11 protein-coding genes are annotated in these 17335 nt (G+C 71.3%); 7 read left to right on the top strand and 4 right to left on the bottom strand.

The genetic code is table 11. The annotated features are described in order from the left end of the window. The first annotated feature begins 4 nt into the window (after positions 1 to 4). Positions 5 to 1759, top strand: coding sequence for a condensation domain-containing protein (locus tag AB0K14_RS07535; RefSeq protein ID WP_360459157.1), 1755 nt, complete (start codon positions 5 to 7; stop codon positions 1757 to 1759). Positions 1760 to 2061: 302 nt separating this feature from the next. Here AB0K14_RS07535 and AB0K14_RS07530 read toward each other — a convergent pair whose 3' ends face one another. Then, complete coding sequence (locus AB0K14_RS07530) at positions 2062 to 3252, bottom strand: serine hydrolase domain-containing protein (RefSeq protein ID WP_360459155.1); 1191 nt, start codon at positions 3250 to 3252, stop codon at positions 2062 to 2064. A 1022-nt stretch (positions 3253 to 4274) separates the two neighbouring features. Here AB0K14_RS07530 and AB0K14_RS07525 point away from each other — a divergent pair. The 4 genes from AB0K14_RS07525 (at position 4275) to AB0K14_RS07510 (ending at position 11187) form a co-directional block, all read left to right on the top strand. Next, on the top strand, positions 4275 to 5417 hold the full coding sequence (locus AB0K14_RS07525) for a glycosyltransferase (RefSeq protein ID WP_360459153.1): 1143 nt from the start codon (positions 4275 to 4277) through the stop codon (positions 5415 to 5417). Between the two features lie 829 nt (positions 5418 to 6246). Then, positions 6247 to 8304, top strand: coding sequence for an ABC transporter ATP-binding protein (locus tag AB0K14_RS07520; protein WP_360459152.1), 2058 nt, complete (start codon positions 6247 to 6249; stop codon positions 8302 to 8304). After that, on the top strand, positions 8301 to 10088 hold the full coding sequence (locus AB0K14_RS07515; RefSeq protein WP_360459150.1) for an ABC transporter ATP-binding protein: 1788 nt from the start codon (positions 8301 to 8303) through the stop codon (positions 10086 to 10088). Before AB0K14_RS07520 ends, AB0K14_RS07515 begins: the two co-directional genes overlap by 4 nt. Then, positions 10081 to 11187 (top strand): alpha-hydroxy acid oxidase, encoded by a 1107-nt coding sequence (locus AB0K14_RS07510; protein WP_360459148.1) that lies wholly within the window; start codon positions 10081 to 10083, stop codon positions 11185 to 11187. Before AB0K14_RS07515 ends, AB0K14_RS07510 begins: the two co-directional genes overlap by 8 nt. 60 nt (positions 11188 to 11247) lie before the next feature. Here the strand turns inward: AB0K14_RS07510 and AB0K14_RS07505 are convergent, their stop codons facing one another. Then, positions 11248 to 13446, bottom strand: coding sequence for a hypothetical protein (locus tag AB0K14_RS07505; protein WP_360459146.1), 2199 nt, complete (start codon positions 13444 to 13446; stop codon positions 11248 to 11250). Positions 13447 to 13732: 286 nt separating this feature from the next. On the opposite strand from AB0K14_RS07505, the gene AB0K14_RS07500 reads away from it, so the two are divergent. Continuing rightward, on the top strand, positions 13733 to 14176 hold the full coding sequence (locus AB0K14_RS07500; protein WP_360459144.1) for a hypothetical protein: 444 nt from the start codon (positions 13733 to 13735) through the stop codon (positions 14174 to 14176). A gap of 456 nt (positions 14177 to 14632) precedes the next feature. Here AB0K14_RS07500 and AB0K14_RS07495 read toward each other — a convergent pair whose 3' ends face one another. Then, on the bottom strand, positions 14633 to 15502 hold the full coding sequence (locus AB0K14_RS07495; protein ID WP_360459142.1) for a hypothetical protein: 870 nt from the start codon (positions 15500 to 15502) through the stop codon (positions 14633 to 14635). A 652-nt stretch (positions 15503 to 16154) separates the two neighbouring features. Beyond that, complete coding sequence (locus AB0K14_RS07490) at positions 16155 to 16562, bottom strand: hypothetical protein (RefSeq protein ID WP_360459140.1); 408 nt, start codon at positions 16560 to 16562, stop codon at positions 16155 to 16157. A 379-nt stretch (positions 16563 to 16941) separates the two neighbouring features. Here AB0K14_RS07490 and AB0K14_RS07485 point away from each other — a divergent pair, with 379 nt between their 5' ends. Then, entirely contained in the window at positions 16942 to 17259 is a 318-nt protein-coding gene (locus tag AB0K14_RS07485; protein WP_360459138.1) for a hypothetical protein, read from the top strand. The last annotated feature ends 76 nt before the right edge of the window (positions 17260 to 17335 follow it).

The raw sequence follows: 17335 nt of genomic DNA, 5'->3' as shown, positions 1-17335 counted from the left end.
CGGGATGAGCACCTCGATCGACACCGGTCAGCGCAGGCGGCGCGTGCGGCTCACGCCCGTCGACGCCATCCAGGTCAGCTCCACGGGATCGCGCGCGGGCGAGGGACCCGTCACCCTCGGCCAGCTCAACACCCTGCAGTGGTTGGGGCGCGACTCCGACCACCCCAACGCGGTCCTGCGCGTCGAACTGCCCGTGCTCGACGGCAGGTCCGTGGACGACGTGGTCGAGACGGCCGCCGTGCTGGTGGCCAGGCACGAATCCCTGCGGACCACCTACGTCCGGGGCGAGCACCCGCGTCAGGTGGTCGCGGCGACGAGCACGTTCACGCTCCACGTGTGCACCCTCGGCGAGGGTCCGTGGGGGCCTCGCGACCGCTCGGCGGTGGCCGGGAGGCTGCTCGTGTGGTTGGGGGAACGGCGCGACACGGCGGCCACCGCGCTGCGGATGGCGGTGGCCACCGACGAGCACGGCACGGTCATCGCCTGCGTCGCGGGGTTCTCGCACCTGGGCGTCGACTTCGGCTCCATCGAGGTGCTCAAGCGCGAGTTCGCCGAGATGCTCGCGCACCCGGACCTCCGGCAGGTGGGCGAGCCCCGCCACCAGCCGCTGGACCAGGCCGAACTGGAGGCGACACCCGCCGAGCGGCGTCGGACCCGGGCGGCGAACGACTACGTGCGGGAGCTGGCGCGGCGGCAACCCCGCTGCCTGCTCGCGCTGCCGGGGGCCACGCGGTCCGGCGAGTCGCTGGCGGTGGAGCTGTCGTCGCCGGGCGCCGCGATGGCGGTGCGACAGGTGGCGGCACGCACCCGGTCCAGCCGGTCCTCCGTCGTGCTCGCCGCGACGTGCGCGGTGCTGGCACGGCGCACCGGCTACCGGGAGCTGGTGTTCCCGTCGCTGTCGAGCAACCGCTTCGACCGCCACCTGGTCGACTTCGTCGGTCCCCTGGCGCAGGGCAACCTCGTCGCCGTCGAGGTCGGCGACCGGAGCTTCGACGCGCTGGTCAAGCACACGTGGGCCGCAGTGCTGGAGGCGAGCAGGCACGCCAGGTACGACGGCGTCGAGCGCGGCGCGTCGGACGAGCGGATCCAGCACGAACGGGGCATGCACTTCCTCTACGACCCGTTGTTCAACAGCCTCGTGCCCGAGTCGTGGTCCGGGGTCACCGCGGGCGTCAAGCACCGGCCGGAGGAGATCACCGCCGCGCTGCGGCAGACGGCGCTGCGGTGGCGTCCGTTGCCCTACAACGCGGCGCCGTTGCGGTTGAACCTGAACGAGGTGGACGGCCGGGTCCTGCTCGACCTGTGGATCGCGGACACCGGACTGGTGCCCCGGGCCGAGACAGAGTCGTTGTTGCTGGCCGTCGAGCGCCTGCTGGTCGGTGCGTCCGAGGGTGACCTCGACGCCTCGCGCACCCGCGAGGTCATCGGCCTGGACCCCGTCACCCGCACCCCGAACTGGGTGCTGGTCGACTCGTGCTGGGTCGACCTCGCCGAGGTTCAACAGCTGCTGGACGAAGCCCTGGCGCCTTCGACGGCCCGCGTCTTCGGCTCGGTCGACGGCCGCGACCTGGTCGCCTACCTGACCGCGACCGACGCCGTGCGGACACCCGAACAGGCCCATGCCCGTTGCCTGGCCGCACTACCCGGCCGTCTCAACGCCCTCGCCCCACGCCACTACGTCCTGTGCCCCACCGCCCCGGCCGACGCGTCGGACCCCGCCGCGTGGCCGACACCCCTCATTACCGGCACCGGGCGTTGACCACTCCGAAGCCCAGCACGGCACCGGCGTCATGCGCGACCTGGAAGACCGGTTCGACATCGAACGCCCCTGTGCGGCATGAAAGTGCGTTGCACGGTCGTATCGGTGAATGGCTCGTGTCGGTGAATGGCCCGGAGTGACGCGGCTTGTCGGTCGATTGACCGTCCGGCCACGCCCACGACACCGGAGTCGGGATGTCGACCACGGTGGCGTGTTGGAGGGGAACGGCTACGCGGTCGTCACGGGCGTACCGGGCTGTGGCCACCGCCGAGTACGACACCGGCTGGGGCGGTGCCCCGCAGTCAGTTCTCGATCGCCTGGTAGACAGCGGTCCAGAGGTCCTTCCACATCGACAACCTCTGGTCACCAGTGTGCGCTCGCTGCATGAAGAAGATCGCCGTCATGTCCTGCGCAGGATCGTTGTACCAGGCGGTGCCGTAGAAGCCGCACCACCCGTAGCTGCCGACCGACTGGCCGAACGGGCTGCGGCGGGACTGGACCGACATCCCGAAACCCCAGCCCATCTCGTTGAAGAACCCCGGGTGGAACCCGGAGACAGCCCGCTGCTCCGAGGTGAGCTGGTCGGTGGTCATCAGCGTGACCGACGGTCGGGAGAGCACCCGCCAGCCGCCGTGGGAGCCGCCGGCCAACAGAGCCGAAGCGAAGGCGAAGTAGTCCTGGGCGGTCGAGACGAGTCCGACGGCACCTGATTCGAACGTCGGCGGCCGGCTCCACTGCCCGTCGGGGCCGTCGTCCACGACCTGCCCGCCGGTGACCGCACTGGCACGTTGGTACGCCGTCGCGAACCGGCCGATGTCCTCGCCGCGCACGCTGAAGGCGGTGTCCTTCATCCCGAGCGGATCGCAGATCCGCTCGCGGAAGGCGTCCCCGAAGGACATGCCGGTGGCCCTGGCGATGAGCACGCCGATCACGTTGGAGGCGGTGTCGTACATCCAGCGCTCACCCGGTTGGTAGGCGAGCGGAAGCGCGCCCAGCCCTCGCATCCACTCGTCCGACGACGTGTAGTCGAGTGCGTTCAGCGCGTCGACGATCGGTACCCTTCCCGGTCTGGTCGGGACCATGCCGATGCCGCAGGTGTACGACAGCAGATCCCACAGCGTGATCGGGCGCTGCGCCGCGACGGTGTCGTCCAGCGGCCCGTGGAAATCGGCGAGCACGGTCATGTCCGCCAGCTCCGGGAGGAGGTCGTCAACCGGCTCATCCAGGCGCAGGGTGCCGTCGTCCACGAGTGTCATCGCGCACGCGGCGACCATCGGCTTGGTCATCGAGGCCGTGCGACAGATCGTGTCGGCCGCCATCGGCGTCCCCGCGCCCGCGCCCTCGAAGGCGATGGTGCCCGCCGCTTCGACGTGCATCTCGCCGTGGCGGCCGAGAACGGCCACCGCACCGGGCACGAAGCCGGACTCGACCTGGCGCTCCAGCAGCTCACGCACCCGAGTCAGCCCTTTCGACGAGAAGCCACCCGTGGTCATTCGCCGCCACCTCATCCCATCCGTGCGCACGTCCCCTGTCGCGCGACGACCGTAACCTCCCGCGACCAGGCCGAGGAGAAGACTTCGTCCCGGCACTACGGCTTGGCGGCACGTTCGGCTGCACGCCCTTCGGCATGTGCGGATGTTCGTCGACATGTCAGGTTCGGTGGCGTGGTCGGACATCCGCTCGATCCGGAATCATCGGCAGATGGGTGCTCGGTGTTGTCGTGTGCTTCAGTTGCGCGGGATGCCCAGCGGGGATCCCCGTGATCCGGGCTTCCGGCGGTTGCAGTACGTCCGCCATGCCGACGACACCCTGCTCGGGTTCGCCGGACCCAAGGATCGGGGGGACGTTCGGCACCCTGGTCGATCACGGGTGCAGCCCTTGGTTGATGATCTTCTTGCGACAGAAGGATCTTCGACCGAGGGCTGCATGATCAGTGTGCACGACCTCGACCCCGAGCAGACGCTCGGGCGGTTACCCGGTTCCGCCGCGAGCTCCACCGGTGCCTGACCCGTCGGGCGGCCGGGCTCTTCGAACTGACCGACGCGGTGCTGTGCGCGGACGGGCCGGTGCGGACCCTGGTCGGGTTGTCGCCGGCGCCGGAGCACCGCCGCGGACACGGCGGGGCTGTACGACGGGGTCAACGACGGCCGGATCGACGTGGAGCGACTGCGGAACGCGCCGGCCAGGCTCCCGCCGGCCCGCGCGGCGGACGAGCCTGGGACCAGCTCGTCCACCCGCCACGGATCATGCCGAGCAGCGCGCCGCAGGGCGGGGTGGGATCGACCAGGTCGGCCAAGCCCCCGAACGCGCCGCCCACTTCGATCCAGCGCACCTGGTCGACCTCACCGGCCGGCCTGCTCGGCGGTTTCGCCGTGGCCGCGGCGGTGCGCACATGGTTGATACCCGCCAGCCGGGACCGACGGGAGTCGGATCGCAGGTTCACGGCCGTATGCGGGAAGGTCCCCAAACGGACAGGTCCACCCGCTGCCGGACATCGCCTGGTTACCCTCGTACCGTGCGGATCCTCTTCTCCAGCCTCGGCCACTACGGGCACACCTACCCCCTGTTGCCGCTCGCGATCGCCGCGAGGGAGCTGGGCCACGACGTCGGCTACTTCACCGGCGCCGCATTCGCGGACACCCTCACCGCGCGCGGCATCGAGCACATCGTCGGCGGCATCGAGGTGCCTGAGGCGTTCGCCATCGCGACCAGGGACGCCCGGCCGACGAGGGCGGAGGACGTCGCCGAGCGGGTCGCGTACACCTTCGCCTCGGTGATGCCGCGCCGCTTCGCCACCGAACTCGCGCCGGTCATCGCCGACCGCAAGCCGGACCTGGTCGTGCACGAGTTCGGCAACCCGGGCGCGGGCCTGGCCGCCGACGTCGCGGACGTGCCCGCGCTGTGCCACTCGTTCGGCCGGATGTGGCAAGAGCCCGACTTCGCCAAGGCCGCGCTCGCCCACCTCACCGACCTCGGTGCGGAGTTGGGCGTCGAGGTCCCGCGGAGCGATCCCCTGGTGCTCGGCCACCCGTACCTCGACATCTGCCCACCGTCGTTGCAGAACCCGGCGTTCCTGACCTCGTCGGTGCACCGAACCCCGCTGCGGCCGGTGCCGTTCACCGAGCCCGCCGAGCTGCCGTCGTGGGTGCTCGAACACCGCGAAACCCTGGTGTACCTGACGCTGGGCACGGCCTTCGGCGTCGTGGAGGTGCTGCGCACCGCCGTGGAGGGTCTGGCCGCGTTGGACGTGAAGGTGCTCGTGGCGACCGGACCGACGGTGGAACCGGACGCGCTCGGCGAACTGCCGGACAACGTCGTGGTGCTCCCGTGGGTCCCGCAGGCCGACCTGCTGCCGCACGTCGACCTCGTGGTGCACCATGGCGGGGCCGGCACGACCATGGGCACGCTGGGCGCGGGCGTGCCGCAACTGGTCATACCGCAGGCGGCGGACCAGTTCAACAACGCCGACATGGTGACCGAGGCCGGGCTCGGCGACCGCGTGCTCGGCGCGGACGTGACCGCCGAGGTGTTCACGGCCAAGGCGAAACGACTGCTCACCGACGACGCCGTGCTCGGCGCGACCCGGGACGTCGCCGCCGAAGTGGCCTCCATGCCGTCACCGCACGACGTGGCCCGCACGCTGCCCGACTACGCCTGACGGGACTGTGAAACGAGCGGCTCGGGCGCACTTCCGGTGGTGGTGTCACCCGAGGAGGGTGCGGTGGCACAACTTCCGCCGGACACACGAGACGCCGTCCGGATCACCGTCCTCAACGAACATCAACGATCCGTCTTCGCGCGCCGCCCGTCCGGTGCCAACGGCGTCTTCCACACCAACGCACCCGGAGTCGCACCTGGCGGTTACGAAATCCGGGTGACCGGAACCCGCCCCGGGTCGCCCATCGCACCCGTCACCACCACGATCCTCATCCGGGGTCCCGCCCGCGCCTTCGTCTGAAGCCGTCGACACGGTATCGACCTCATGCGCGCGACACCCCACTCATCGGCATATGCGGATGTCGGAGCACGACGACGGCGCTATCGGCAGCCGGTTCGAAGAGTTCTTCTTCTCATTGTCGGGAAACGTACGGGAAATACTCGGACGCCCATCGGCCTCGCCAAGTCCCTGGCGTTGACGCGCGACGTCGGGTCGCGCACCGGTGGTACGGGTAATGGTTCGCCCGGGTGACCGGACCCGACCTCTGCCACCAGGTTCGGCCCACGCCGTACTGGCACGGCATGGCGGGCGGGCCGCTGGACCGACCGGAGCAACGTCCGACGAGGTGCGCGAGAAGACCTTGCGGATACACGAAATCACTTTCTTGGAGGTGCTCGCACCCCTGTGCTTGGATGCCCTGGGACGCTTGGCCGACCGGTTGGGGATTGGCGTCCATTCGACGTCACGAAAACCGCGGCGAGGCGCCCGCGGCCGATTCGACGAGCGGTTGGTCGATGAACCGCACCACCAAAGGACTCGCGGGAGCGCCATGACGACCGGAACACCTCCCGCGGCGAGGTTCGCGACGGCCGGGTTGCGCGCCACGTGGGCGAACTGGGTGGACGAGGCGGTGCGGCCGCGGTTGCGGATCGCGCGGTTGTTGCCGTCCGGGGGTGTGGGCCTGGTCGTGTTCCTGGCCGTGCTCAACCTCGTGCTCGGCCTGTTGCCGGTGGCCTTCGTGCTCGCGACGAGCATGCTGATCGGCGAGGTGCCCGCCGCGGTCGGCGGTGGGGTCGGCAGCGCGGCCTGGGACCGGCTCACCTCGATCTTCCTGCTCGCCGCCGCCGCGTTCCTGCTCACCCAGATCCTCACCCCCGTGGGCAACGCCCTGGGCCAGCGGTTGGTGCGACGGGTGGACAGCGCGCTGCGGGACGACGCGATGGCGTTGATGCTGCGGCCGGTCGGCATCGGGCCGTTGGAGGACCAGCGCACGCTGGACGAGCTGAACGAGGCCGTGCGCGCCTTCGAGCGCGACTGGGGCACACCGGGGCAGGCGTGCTTCGGCGTGGTGGCGCTGGTCGCCCGCTACACCCGCCTGGTGGCCCTGGTGGTGGCCATCGCGCTGGCGATCGCCTGGCCCGCGGGGCTCGGGGTGGGTGCGGCGGTGTTGGCGTTCCGCTACGGCCAGCGCGGCGGGTTGCGCAAGTCTTCGCGGGTGGGGCGCGACCTCATCGGCAGGATGCGCGAGATCGGTTACCTGCACGAGCTCACGATGACCGACGTGGCCGCGAAGGAGATCCGGGTGTTCGGCCTCACGGGCTGGCTCGCGGATCGCTACGCGGCCGTGTGGGAGACCGTGCGCAACACCCTCGAACGGGCGCGTCGCCGCGTCTACCTGACCCCGTACCTGCTGCTGACGTCGCTGGGCCTGCTGCTGGCGGGTGGCGCGATGGTGTACGCCGCCCAGCTCGCCGCGACCGGGCGGGTGAGCCTGACCGCGTTGGCGCTCGGGGTGCAGGCGGTCGTGCTGGCGATCTCGCTGGGCGGCTACTACCCCGAGGCCGACACCAGCACCCAGTACGCGATGCTGTCGCTGACGGCCCTGCAACACTTGCGCGACCGGCTGGACGAGCTGGACGAGGGTCAGCCCCCGCCGGGACGGGCCGAGGTCCCACCGGGCACGCCGGCCGCGTCGCTCACGTTCGACCGCGTCGGCTTCCACTACCCCGGTTCGGACCGCACCGTGCTCGACGGCATCGAGCTGGACCTGCCTGCCGGGCGGTGCACGGCCGTGGTCGGCGTCAACGGCGCGGGCAAGACCACGCTGGTGAAGCTGCTCGCGCGGCTGTACGAGCCGACGTCGGGCGCGGTGCGCGCGGACGGCGTGGACATCGCGGAGTTCGACCCGGTGCTCTGGCGGCGTCAGGTCGGCGTGATCTTCCAGGACTTCGTGCGCTACGAGTTGACCGCGGCGGAGAACATCGCGATGGGCGCGGCGCACGTGCCGATCGACCGCGCGGTGGTGCTGCGCGCCGCCGAACGCGCCGGGATCGCCGAAGCGCTGCTCGCCCTGCCCGACGGCCTGGACACGCCGCTCTCGCGGGCCTACCCCGGCGGGACGGACCTGTCCGGCGGGCAGTGGCAGCGCATAGCCATCGCCCGGGCGCTCTACGCGCTGGAGGCAGGTGCCAGGGTCCTGGTGCTGGACGAGCCCACCGCCGCACTGGACGTCCGCGCCGAGGTGGCGTTCTTCGACCGGTTCGTGGAGCTGACGCGCGGGGTGACCTCGCTGCTGATCTCGCACCGATTCTCCAGCGTCCGGCGGGCCGACCACATCGTGGTGGTGGACGGCGGGCACGTGGTCGAGCGCGGCACGCACGACGAGCTGTTCGCGGCGGGCGGGCACTACGCACGCCTGTTCACGTTGCAGGCGAGGCGATTCGCGCACGGCCAGGACGACGAGGACATCGAGGACACCGACGCCGTGGACGACGACGCGCTGGTCGGCGGCACGGCCACCAGGCGTCCGGCGGACCAGCCGGCGGTCGATGGCGCGGCGGCGGACATGGTCGCGGCGGACGCTGTGGTGGAGGGGGTCAGCCGGTGATCGAGGTCGTCCGCGGTGGCTGGGAGCTGTTGCTCATCGCCTGGCAGGAGAGCCGGTACCGCTTGGTGCTGGCCGTCGTGCTCATGATCGCCCAGGCGTCGGCGATGCCGCTGGCCGCGCCCGCCCTGGCCGCGCTCACCGACGCGGCGCTGGCCGGCGACGTCCGCGGTGCGACCGTGGCGGCGGTGCTGGTCGTGGTCGCGGTGATCGCCGCGCTGACCGCCGGGCACTTCGCCCACATCTTCTACTTCGAACTGGGCGACCGCGCCGTGCCGCGCCTGGAGCGCGAGCTGATCGAGATGACCAACGGCTCGGCCGGGCTGGAGCACCACGAGCGGCCCGAGTACGCCGACAAGATCCAGGTGCTGCGCCAGGAACTGCACCGGGCCGGGTGGGGTTCGATGGAGGGCCTGCTGAACAGCCTCGGCCTGCTGGTGGCCATCTCGATCACCGCGGTCCTGCTGGCCCGGCTCAACCCGCTGCTGTTGCTGCTGCCGCTGGCCGCCGTGCCGCCGCTGCTGCTCGGGCGGCGGGCCGAGTCGATCGTCGACGGCGCGCGCGAGCGTTCGGCACCGCCCTCCCGGCACGCCAAGCACCTCTTCGGGCTCGTGGCGAACGCGGCGTCGGCCAAGGAGCTGCGCGTCAGCGGGCTGGAGTCGGAGCTGCGCTCGCGCCAGCGCCGGGCCTGGGACGACGCGTCGGAGGTGCTGTGGCGCGGTGAGCGCCGGGCCGTGGTGCTGCGCACCGGCGGTGAGCTGTTCTTCGCCGTGGCCTACGTGCTGGGCACGCTGCTGGTGCTGCGTGACGCGGTGGCCGGCAGCCGCAGCGTCGGCGACGTGCTGCTCGTGCTGACCCTGGCGTCCCAGGTGAACCTGCAGGTGACCTCGTCCGTGGCCACGTTGCAGGAGATGCAGCGCACCGGGCGGGTCATGGGCAACCTGCGCTGGGTCCGCGCGCTGGTGGCGGACCAGACCCCTCCCCCGCCCGACCGGGACGTGCCCGAGCGCGTCCGGGACGGCATCGAGCTGCGCGGCGTGTCCTTCGCCTACCCCGGCACCGACCGACCGGTGATCGCCGACGTCGACCTCACCCTGCCCGCGGGCAGCACGGTCGCGTTCGTCGGCGAGAACGGCGCCGGGAAGACCACCCTCGTCAAGCTGCTGTGCCGGTTCTACCCGGTCACCACCGGCACGGTCTCGTTGGACGGCACGGACTTCACCCGCTTCCCGGTGGACGGGTGGCGCGCCCGCATCGCCGCCGGGTTCCAGGACTTCGCCCGGTTCGAGCTGCTCGCCCGCGAGAACGTCGGTGTCGGCGAGCTCGCCGAGATCGAATCGGCCGACGCCGTGCACGACGCCCTGCGCCGCGCACGCGCCGAGGACGTCCTGGACCGCCTCGACGACGGTGTGGAGACCCGGCTCGGCAAGACCTACGCCGACGGTGCGGAGCTGTCCGGCGGGCAGTGGCAGAAGCTCGCGCTCGGCCGGGCCATGATGCGCCGCGAGCCGTTGCTGCTCGTCCTCGACGAACCGACCTCGGCGCTCGACGCGCAGGCCGAGCACCGGTTGTTCGAGCGGTACGCGGCCGGCGCGCGTGAGGTCGGCCGGCGGACGGGTGCCATCACCCTGCTCGTCTCGCACCGGTTCTCCACCGTGCGCATGGCCGACCTCATCGTGGTGGTGGCCGACGGGCGCGTCGAAGAACACGGATCGCACGACGAGCTCATGGCCGCGAACGGCCTGTACGCCGAGCTGTACTCGATGCAGGCGGCGTCTTATGCGTGATGTGTGGTCGACGGCCGACATCGAGCGGTTGGCCGCCGAGCGGTCGGCGCCGGACGTGTGGGACTACATCGCGGGCGGCAGCGGTGAGGAGGTCACGCTCGCCGCGAACCGGGCCGCGCTGGACCGGGTCGCGGTCGTGCCGCGGGCGCTGGTGGACGTCTCCGCCTGCGACACCGGCTGCGAGCTGTTCGGTGTCGCGTCGACGCTGCCGCTGGCCGTGGCTCCGATGGCCTACCAGCGGCTGATCCACGACGGTGGGGAGCGTGCGGTCGCGGCCGCCGCGGCGGCGGCCGGTGTGCCGTACGTCGTGAGCACGCTCAGCTCCGACCCGATCGAGGACGTGGCCGCGGCGGGCGGCACGACGTGGTTCCAGCTGTACTGGCTGCGCGACCGCGAGGTGATGGTGAAGCTGCTGCGCCGGGCCGAGGAGGCGGGATGCGGTGCGGTGGTGCTGACGGTCGACGTGCCGGTGCTCGGGCGGCGGCTGCGGGACCTGCGCAACGGGTTCGCGCTGCCGTCGTGGGTCAAGCCGGTGAACACCGACGGCGAGGTCGGCGAACGGGTGCCCGGCGACTCGGCGATCGCCCGCCACACCAGTGCGGTGTTCGACCCGTCGTTGAGCTGGCGCGATCTGGAGTGGATCCGGGAGCACACGAGCCTGCCGTTGGTGCTGAAGGGAATCCTCCACGCGGGGGACGCGGCGCGGGCCGTCGACCTCGGGGTGCAGGGTGTCGTGGTGTCCAACCACGGCGGGCGGCAGTTGGACGGTGCGGTGCCGAGCGCGGTCGCACTGCCGGAGGTCGTCGCCGCGGTGGGCGGTCGGTGCCCGGTGCTGCTGGACAGCGGGGTTCGCAGCGGCGTGGACGTCTTGCGGGCGTTGGCGCTCGGGGCCGCGGCGGTCCTGGTCGGCAGGCCCGTGCTGTGGGGGTTCGCGGCGGGCGGTGAGCAGGGTGTGGCAGCGGTGCTGGACGTGCTGCGGGCCGAGTTCGAGACGGCGCTGCGCCTGGCGGGCTGCCCGGACGTGGCCTCGGCCCGCCACCTGACCGTCGCCGGGAGTCCTGCGTTCACGACGCGAGAGTCCTACGTTCAGAGCACCTGAGGTCAACGCTCACGCCGAGGTCTTCCAGCAGCGCCACCACGGCGTCTCGTCGGTGGTCGGTCAGCTCCGTCGCTCCGCCGGCCAGAAGGACTGAGCCACCGCGGTGAGGGCTTGGCGGAGCAGTGCCGCGCCGGGCGCCGGTGGTTGCGCGCCCAGGTAGTGGCGGAGGGCCGGCCTGCGGGACAGGTAGATGTCCAGCAGCGCCTGTCCTGCCGCGGCACGGGCGGGGTCCGGGTCGCCAGCTAATCGCTGGGCTGCGGTCGACAGCGCGGCACGGAGGTGGCGGACCGTCGGGGTCGACGGGTGGGACAGCAGCGGGCTGTCCGCCAACAGCGCCGGGGTGTGCCAGTGCTTGTAGGCCCGGCCGAGCTGGTGGGTCAGCCGGGCGAGGTCGCCGAGGTCGCCGACCGGCGTGCCGCGGGCGGTCAGGCGGGCCACCCACGGGGCGAGGTCGGCGGGTGCGAGGCGCAGCGTGTGGACCTGGACCGGCCTGCCGCAGCGGAACACGTCCCCCTGCGTCGCGCCCAGGTAGGTGAAGTCCAGGCGGCGGACCAGGCGCTGGTAGGCGGGCCACTGGGTGGCGACGACCACCTGTCCCGAGCTGATGCCGCGCATCAGCACGTCGCGCAGGAGCGCGGCCTGTGAGCGGTTGTCGCGGGCGATGGCCATGCCGACGAACACCCCGCCCGCGTTCGCGACGTCCGGGGCGTGATCCTGCAGGAGCGGCTCGACCAGGTGGTGGGTGCGCGACGCGAGCGGGAGGGCCGTGATAGCGCCGAGGATCTCGCCGTTCGGGTCGGTCGCGATGCGGAAGCCGTCCGGCCTGTCCGCGACGATCGGGCTGAGCACCCGCTCGCTGCTGCGCACGTCCAGTTCACCCCGGCGGGCCCAGCGGTGCAGCAGCCGCATGACTTCGTCGGTGTCGGCGTCGGTGGACGCGCGGACCGCGATCGGCTCGTTGCGGGTCGGGAACAGCGCGTCCCGGATCGTGGGGTCGCCGGTGAGCCACAGGGACTGCTCGGTGCGACGGGCGCGCTGCACGAGGTCCGTGCTGCCGGCGAGGACCTCGCGGTGGTGGACCAGTGCGCGCGCGACCGAGCGGCGGTGGCCCAGCGGTCGTCGCCGGCGGTGCACGTGGTCGAACATCGTCCGGTAGGGCTCGTGGACGTCGAGGCCCTCCTCGGCCGCGTACACGAGGCTCAGCTCGGCGAGCGCGGCGAAGTCGGCGGCCGGGAACAGCTCGTGGTCGGTCTGCCCGGAGCTGGCGAGCAGGGCGAGCGTGGACAGGGCCGATGGCGCGGGCCCTTCCCTGCCGAGCCTGTCCAGCACCTCGGTGACCGCCAGGTCGGCCAGGGCTCCCGGCGCGTCGGTCCTGGCGCCGAGGTGGACCGCGCGGCACAGCCGGTCGACGAGGAGCGGGATGCCGCCCGCCATGGCCACGATCACCGCTCGGTGCTCCGCCCGGGTCACCCCGCTCCGTGCGGCGAGTTCGTCCGCCTCCCGGTCCTGCCACGGCGGTACCGGCACGACCGCGATGTGCGGCAGGAGCGTGCTGGGCGTGCGCGGCCAACCGGACAGCGGCCTGCGGCCGGCCACCACCACCCGGGTGCTGCCACGGCGACCCAGCGCGGAGCACACGGCGGCGAGCGCGGCCGGTGAGTCGGCGTTGTCGACGACGACGTACCCACGCGGGTCGGCCAGCGCGGCGTCCAGGGCTCCGTCCGGGACGCCGGCGGCGAGGTCGACCCGGGTCACGTCACCGGGCAGTGCGGCGAGCGCCGTCGTCTTACCGGAACCGACCGGCCCGACCAGGTTCACCACGCCGTGCGTGCCGCTGTCACCGAGGGCCGCGACCAGTGCGGCGACCGTGCGCGCCTGCGTCTCCGGCCAGGTCTGCCCGGTCTCGGCCCGCCCCGGAGCGGACGCCGCGCGATGGGCGCGGCGCCACCGCGACCGGCCGGCCTCGTCCACGCCGAGTGCGGCGACGATGTCGACGAGCAGCTCGACGTCGATGCGCCTGCGGCCCGGCCGGAAGCACTCGTAGACGGTGACGCGGCCGGGACGCCGCTCCGCCACGGGCAGGCCGCGAGCGGCCCTGATGGCGGCGATGTCCTGGACGATGCGGGTGAACGACGGGCTCCCGGCCCACAGCCGCAGATCCCGCAGCCGAGCACACAGCTCGTCCAGCGTCGACACCCCGGTAGGCGTCGGCGGGTCATCCGGCCCGGTGCGGGCTGACCGGTCCAGCGCGTCCCCCACGTGCGATCTCCCCTCACGCACCCATCCGCGGAAGCGACAATCGGATGGACTGTATCCACGCGGTGCGCGCGGGCAGGGCATGTTCGGTCAAAGAGTCGGACTTCCTTGGCCCCTCCACTGGAACGACCTGGCTCCGCACCACTGATCCGAACGAACCCGAACGCAACGTTCCGGTGGGCCGGGACGAACGCCGCACGAGTCGCGTTCGGAGTTGTTCGGATCCCTACGCGGTGAACGTCGTGGCGAATAGTGTCGAGAGAAATCCACACAGGAATGCTGAGGGGTTATGAGAAACAACTCGACCGTTCGCCGCCTGGCCGTCGGTGTGCTCACCGCGGCCGGCCTGATGGCGACATCCGGCATCGCAACCGCGGCACCCGAAGCGGAATCCGGGAACGTAGGCATCCAGGGCGCCGTGCTGGGCCACATCTGCGACGGGCCGTTCGGGAACATCGAGAAGTTCGTCATCATCTCCGATGGCGGAATTCCCGCGGGCAGCTCGTGGGTGGTCAGCACGAGCCGCAACCCCAGTCCGTACACGTTCAAGGCGGTGCCGGACTCCGCGCTCGTCCAGACGACCCGGATCAGCCAGTCGTCGGTGAAGCTCCTGGCGTTGGCGACGATCCCGGACGGCACGGTCGTGAAGGTGCAACCGACGAACTTCTACACCAATTCCGTGCTCTCGATCTCCGGCTACGGCGGGAGTGACTCCTCCGCCCCGTGGTGCTGATCCGAGTTCGGCTTCGCCCGGGCGGCGAACCCGACGCGACGCCGGAACTGTTCGCCGGTGACGTGCGGACCGGTGGGTTGCAGGACATCCGCAAGACAGGCTGACGAAGCCATCGGCAACATCACCGTCCACTGATCCACACCACGTCACCGCGACGGGTGCCGGCGAGCGAGCAGGACCGTGATCGTCACGGCGCCGCCGGGAAGATGTGCTTGATCGGCACGACCCCCGCCGGTCGTCGCTTGGCGGGGGTCGTGCCGATCGGGTTGCGGTCAGAGGCCGAGCAGGGGGAAGAGGACGGCGCCGGCGGCGCCGAGGATGCCGGCCGCGGTGCCGTTGACGATGCCGATGACGGAGTCGATCAGGCCGCCGATGATGACGATTCCCATGATGCCGTGCTCCTTGTTTTGGTGATTCAGATGGGTGGAACGTCCGGTGTGGTGTCGCCGGGAGCGGTCAGCCGGTGCAGTTGGGGACCGCAGGTGTGCTGCCGACGCAGTTGTTCGCGGTGTTGGCCGTGATGGGAGCGTTGTTGGTGGTCATGGTGCCGCCCTGGCGGTAGACGCCGCCGGAGTTGCCCAGGGTGAGGAGCGCGTGGTTGTCGGTCACGGCGGTCTGGGTGATGGTGGTGGAGGTGGAGGCGATCGCGGAGATGCCGCCACCGCGACCCGCGCTGTTGCCGGTGATGAACAGCGGGCTGCCGGTGACACCGGTGACCGTCAACGTGCCGCGCAGGCCGTTGTAGATGCCGCCGCCGTCGCCGAGCAGGGTGGTGTTGCCGGAGATCGGGCTGCTGGTGAAGGTCGCGGCGGGTGCGGTGCCGGACGGGGTGTCGGCGTTGGCGAGGCCGCCGCCGTTGCCGGAGGCGGTGTTGCCGGTCAGGGTGCTGCCGGTGAGGGTGACCGCGCCGCGGTTGAGGATGCCGCCGCCGTGGCCGACCACGTTACCGCCGGTGAACGCGACCCCGGTGCTGAGCGTCAGACTGCCGGTCGGGCCGACCTCGGCGATCCGGAACAGGCCCAGACCCAGCGGCGAGGCGTTGGTGACGGTGGCCGGACCGATCATCTCGATCGGGGTGGTGATCACCGGCAGCGCGTTCGACGCGCCACCGTGGGCGGTGGTCATGCCGTAGGTGCAGCCACCCGACAGGACGAGGGTGTCCGAGATCGGGGTGGAGTTGGCCAGGTTCACGGCGGCGACCAGGGCGTTCTCGCTGCACGCCACCGGGATGGTGATGGCCTGCGCCGCCGGGGTGAGGGCGATCAGGCCCCCGGCCACGACGGTGGCACCGAACAGTGCTTGAACGATCGTGCGGATACGGCGCATGAGGAATTCATTTCCTGAAAAGGATCGGGGCGACCTGCGCGACGCGCCAGTGCCAGAAATGCACAAAGCGCACACAGGAGCCGGCACGATTCAAGCCGATTGACGCCGTTCTTTCCCGCAAAAAACCTCGGTGGGCGATCCACCTTCGTGATCTACACGTAGGTATCGCGTCACCGAGGTCCGGGGTAACAACCATCAACCTATACCCTCGACCGATTGATCGACACCGAAGTCGCCCGAATGGCCGTATGCGCTCGACTCTTCCGACCAGCGCCGGACCCCGTGCTGCCGCAGTGGTCCCCCGGAGCGTCACGCGCCGCCAACGCCTCGGGAAACATAATCGACCGCACCTGCGCCAAACCCCGCCAAGACCGTTTACGGCAACGACGGGAACGACACCGCCTACATGTGGTTCGAGCGGCGGCGCATGCCGGCTCACGCATGACGGGTCTTTGGCGGCAAGGGGGTCGGGCCGCGAACCGTGATTATCTCTTCGGACCTCTTCGACACCACGCCGCCACCGGGTTCGCGACGCCATGGGCGTTCGTCACCGTCTCCGAGTCACTTCCGGCGCACGTCGATCGGGCACGTCTCCAGGGGCCGTCGAGGCGACGTGAAGCGCCCCGACGACCCCCGCGAGCCTGCCGGACGGCTACGCCTGCGCGCAGGCGACGAGGACGGTAACGGTCGCGCCCGCGGAGGTGGCGTAGGCGGCGGCGCTGGCCGCTGCGGCGGTCGCGGCGGCGGCGCTGAACGCGGCCAGGTTGGCGGCCGCAGCGTTGATGGCGGCGGGCGTGCCGGTGAGCACGCCTTCCGCGAACGCCTTGGCCGCGGCTGCCGCGGCGGCGGAGTCGGCGACGTTGGCGGCGGCCGCGGTGGCCGCGTTGGCGCTGTCGACCGCCGCGGCGATGGCGGTGGCGCACCCGGCCGGCGGCAGGGCCGCCGACACCGGGTTCACCGATGCCCCGCTCTGGGCCGGCACGGCGGCGGCCGGTACCACGGCCAGCGTGGCCAGGGCGCCGGCGGTGAGGATCGAAGCTGCGACACGTCGGACGTTCATGGAGTGACTCCTGTCACGAACAAAGGTGAGCCCCGGCAGGTCCGGCAAAACAGCCGGATCGCAGGAACAAAGTCGACGGAACAGAACCGGCTCATGTACCGAGTATGCCCACCGAAGTCTGACCAATAACGAAAGGCACCCGTACGTGTACGAATTTAAAATGTGATTCGACGGCGATCTTGGAATTCCTTCCGCCATCCGCAGTAACGTTTGCAGGACTGGTCGCGAAATAGACAGCGAAGGCCCTGACAGCCAGTCGTCCCGCTCAGTGGATCACCGAGCGCCTGGTGAGGGAAATTGTGAGCCCACCGTGCCCGTTCTCGGAACGACGAAATTCCTCGGAAACCGAAACCTGAAGAACACCCTCCTGCGGCGAGCCGTGGCCATCGCCGCGGTGCTCGCCGTCCACCTCGCAGGCATGGGGCTCGTCATCGGCGTGGCGAACGCCGCCGGGTTCGGCCAGACCTCGGGGGTGTCGGTGTCGGTCGACGGCACGACCGGCTGGTGGACACCCGCCACTGCGGCGGCACCGGTGACGACGCCTGGTCCGACGACGGCGCCACCCGTGCCGGAGCCGCCGGTCACCACCGCGCCGGACGCGGTGGAGACCAGTACGGCCGTGTCCTCGGTGGTTGGCACCCCATCCGCCCAAGAGCCGACGAGCACCGGCGAACCGGTGCCGACGACCTCTCCCTGACGACCGCGAGCGGGGCACCGCGCCGCTCGTTCGTCACCCCCTCCCACCTCGCGGTGTTCTCACCGCGCGGTTCCCG

Origin of the sequence: Actinosynnema sp. NPDC050801 (assembly GCF_040673975.1) — a bacterium.
Lineage (GTDB): Bacteria > Actinomycetota > Actinomycetes > Mycobacteriales > Pseudonocardiaceae > Actinosynnema.
Note: the sequence above shows the minus strand (reverse complement) of the source record. Positions and strands in the feature narration are given on the sequence as shown.